This is a genomic window from Candidatus Synechococcus spongiarum, from assembly GCF_900047545.1.
Taxonomy (GTDB): domain Bacteria; phylum Cyanobacteriota; class Cyanobacteriia; order PCC-6307; family Cyanobiaceae; genus Synechococcus_B; species Synechococcus_B spongiarum_C.
Window position 1 is genome coordinate 1 of the sequence record NZ_FITM01000106.1, and the last position, 2,960, is coordinate 2,960.

Annotated in this window: 3 protein-coding genes; 1 reads left to right on the forward strand and 2 read right to left on the reverse strand. The window is 62.2% G+C overall.

Annotated elements, in window-relative coordinates; translation table 11 throughout:
• Positions 1 to 193 precede the first annotated feature (193 nt).
• A complete protein-coding gene (locus FLM9_RS04610) occupies positions 194 to 1,276 on the forward strand; it encodes a 3-deoxy-7-phosphoheptulonate synthase (protein WP_074457476.1) in 1,083 nt (360 codons plus the stop codon).
• Here the strand turns inward: FLM9_RS04610 and FLM9_RS04615 are convergent.
• Both FLM9_RS04615 and FLM9_RS04620 read right to left on the reverse strand, forming a co-directional pair.
• Positions 1,257 to 1,916 (reverse strand): diacylglycerol/polyprenol kinase family protein, encoded by a 660-nt coding sequence (locus FLM9_RS04615; protein ID WP_081340199.1) that lies wholly within the window; start codon positions 1,914 to 1,916, stop codon positions 1,257 to 1,259. The two genes, FLM9_RS04610 and FLM9_RS04615, sit on opposite strands and share 20 nt — an antisense overlap.
• A gap of 19 nt (positions 1,917 to 1,935) precedes the next feature.
• The gene (locus FLM9_RS04620) at positions 1,936 to 2,862 is read right to left on the reverse strand and encodes a sigma-70 family RNA polymerase sigma factor (RefSeq protein ID WP_257243006.1); all 927 of its coding nucleotides are present in this window, start codon (positions 2,860 to 2,862) and stop codon (positions 1,936 to 1,938) included.
• Positions 2,863 to 2,960 lie beyond the last annotated feature (98 nt).

Genomic DNA, 2,960 nt, shown 5'->3' on the forward strand with positions numbered 1-2,960 from the left:
CGCCATTTCCCCACCTGAACACGGCCACTGGCCCCTGGCAACCCTTGCCACGGCTCAACAGCTTCCGCCGTAGCAGTGACTTCATGGAAGCAGGCACACCCCCATGGCCACACGGTCTCCAGGTCAGCCGGAAGCTGGGGATGGACCATAGGGACTTATCTTTGCCTACATTTGAGCACGGCATCCAGGCACCATGGCGCGTACATCCAATCTCCACGTGGTCGAGACACGGCCACTTGTTGCCCCTGCCGTTCTACTTGGTGGTCTTCCCCTGTCGCCCCACGCTGCCCGGGCGATCCTGGAGGCACGACAGCGCATCCAGGCCCTGTTGAGCGGTGAGGATCCCCGGTTGCTGGTCATTGTGGGCCCCTGCTCTGTCCATGACGTGGCTGCGGCCCGTGAGGTGGCGGCCGTGTTGAAGCAGCTCCACGACCGACACCGCCAGAGCCTGGAGGTGGTGATGCGGGTGTATTTCGAGAAGCCGCGCACCACGGTGGGCTGGAAGGGACTCATCAATGATCCCCACCTGGACCACAGCTACGACATCAACACAGGTCTGCGCCTGGCCCGCGGCCTGCTGCTCCACCTGGCCGATCTGGGCCTGCCCGCAGCAACGGAACTGCTGGATCCGGTGGTGCCCCAGTACATCGCCGACCTGATCAGTTGGACAGCCATTGGCGCCCGCACCACGGAAAGCCAGACCCATCGCGAGATGGCTTCGGGCCTCTCCATGCCCATTGGCTTCAAAAACGGCACGGACGGCATGGTGACCACAGCCGTCAATGCCATGGTGGCGGCAGGGCGGCCTCACCATTTTTTAGGTATCAACACCCAGGGTCAGGCATCCATCGTCTCCACCACCGGCAACCCTGACACCCACTTGGTGTTACGGGGCGGCGCGGCGGGTCCCAACTACCACAAGGAGGACCTTGCCGCCGCTGTGCCTGCCCTGGAGCGGGCCGGTTGCCACCATCGCATCATGGTGGATTGCAGCCATGGCAACTCCTGCAAGGATTTCCACCGTCAGGAGGAGGTGCTGCTGTCCGTGGCCCAACAGGTGCGGGACAGTTCGGACCACATTCTCGGGGTGATGCTGGAAAGCCACCTGGTGGAGGGGAACCAGAAAATCCCCAAGGATCTCTCCCGGCTCACCTACGGCCAGAGCATCACCGATGCCTGCATCAACCTGGACACCACCTCCCGGTTGCTGGATGCCCTGGCGGCGGCGGTGCGTGACGTCCTGCCCACGGCTGCAGCTACCCTCTCCAAGTGCTGAGCCATTGGTTGAGGAGGGCAGCAGTCCCCAAGGGCAGCAGCAGGTTATCCACCCCCAACACACTGATCTGCTCCAGAGCGGCAGCCGCCACCCCCAGCATCAGTAGTTGGGTGAGGCTCAGGTGCTCGCCAAACAGCGTCCAGCCCACACCCGTGGCCAGCAACGCCACACAGGCCGTGCCCAGAAGGGATTTCCGCTGTCCCAGAACGGACCAGCCGGGGGAGGGATAGGCGGGTCCCAGAATCCCTGCCAGCCCATCGCCAAAGGCCATTATGAGGCCGGCGGCCACAACAATGGCGGCCCGCTGAGGCCAGCCCCACCAGAGCAGCAGCAGAATGGACAACCCATAGGCCACGGTGCCGTAGCTACGGCGATTGATCGACTCCAGACCCGGCAGCAGTCGGGTGTACTGGTTCACGGCTACCAGGATTGTGGCCAGCACCGCGGCGGCCAAGGCGATGGTGCGGCTGATGTCGGTGGCCCAGGCCATGGGCAGCACCAGTCCGGCCCCCAGATGGACGACTTTCCGGCTCCACTCCGCCTGATCGGGACGCCATTGTCGCAGCAGCTGGGCCATGGCGGCCAGCACAGCCAACCAGGCCGCAATGGCAACGATCCCCAAAACTTGAAGGTGCTCCACAGGAGACCGTCCTGGATCCTCAGGCCGCCTTTTGCCGGGCCGCAGACGCCTTGAGCTTCTTGATGGCCCGCTCCTGCAACTGGCGTACCCGCTCCCGGGACACCTTCATGTCATGGCCGATGGCGGAGAGGGTCTGGGGCGTGGTCCCCTCAAGCCCGTAGCGCTGCCGCAGCACTTTTTGCTCCCGCTGGTCCAACTGGGCCATCCAGCTTTCCAGGTTCTCCTGCTGCAAGCGACGGTCTACCTCCTCCAGGGGCTCATGGTTGATGGTGTGGCCAATCAACTCACCAATGGTGCTGCGGTCCCCGTCGCCACGGACATGGGCATCCAGGGATACACAGGGTTGGCTCTGAGCCACCAGTTTGTCCAGCTCCTCCAGGCTCATCTCCATGCGATGGGAGATCTCCAGACGGTTGGGCTGGCGTCCCAAACGATGGGACAGGTCACGGGTGACGCGCCGCAGCTTGGTGAGCCTCTCACCGATATGAATGGGCAGGCGGATGGTGCGGGACGTGTTATCAATGGCGCGCACCATGCTTTGGCGGATCCACCAATAGGCGTAGGTGGAGAACTTGTACCCCATGCTGGGGTTGAACTTGTCCACGGCTCGCTCCAGGCCGATGGTGCCTTCCTGGATCAGATCCAGCAATTCCAGGCCCTGGTGCTGATATTTCTTGGCTACACTGAATACAAGTCGTAAATTGGCGGCAATCATGCGGTTGCGAGCCCGCCTGCCCGACCGGAACGCCTTGCGATACTCAACGGTTTGTTGTTCGGACGTCGCCGTCCCCATCAGGACTTTGAGGGCCTGCACCTGATGGGCCAGTTCAATTTCCTCGCTGGGGGTTAGAAGGGGCTCCTTGCCAATTCTGCTGAGATACCAGCCAATGGCGTCGCCACCGAGTCGCCCACTGGTGCGAGGACCTATGTGCTTGGGAATGCTCATCAGCCAATGTCTCCAAATGGAGCATGATTGACTCATCCTATAAACACCGGGTATGAGCCGGCAATGAAACAAACGTTCTAATTCTGCTGTTCTTTTTT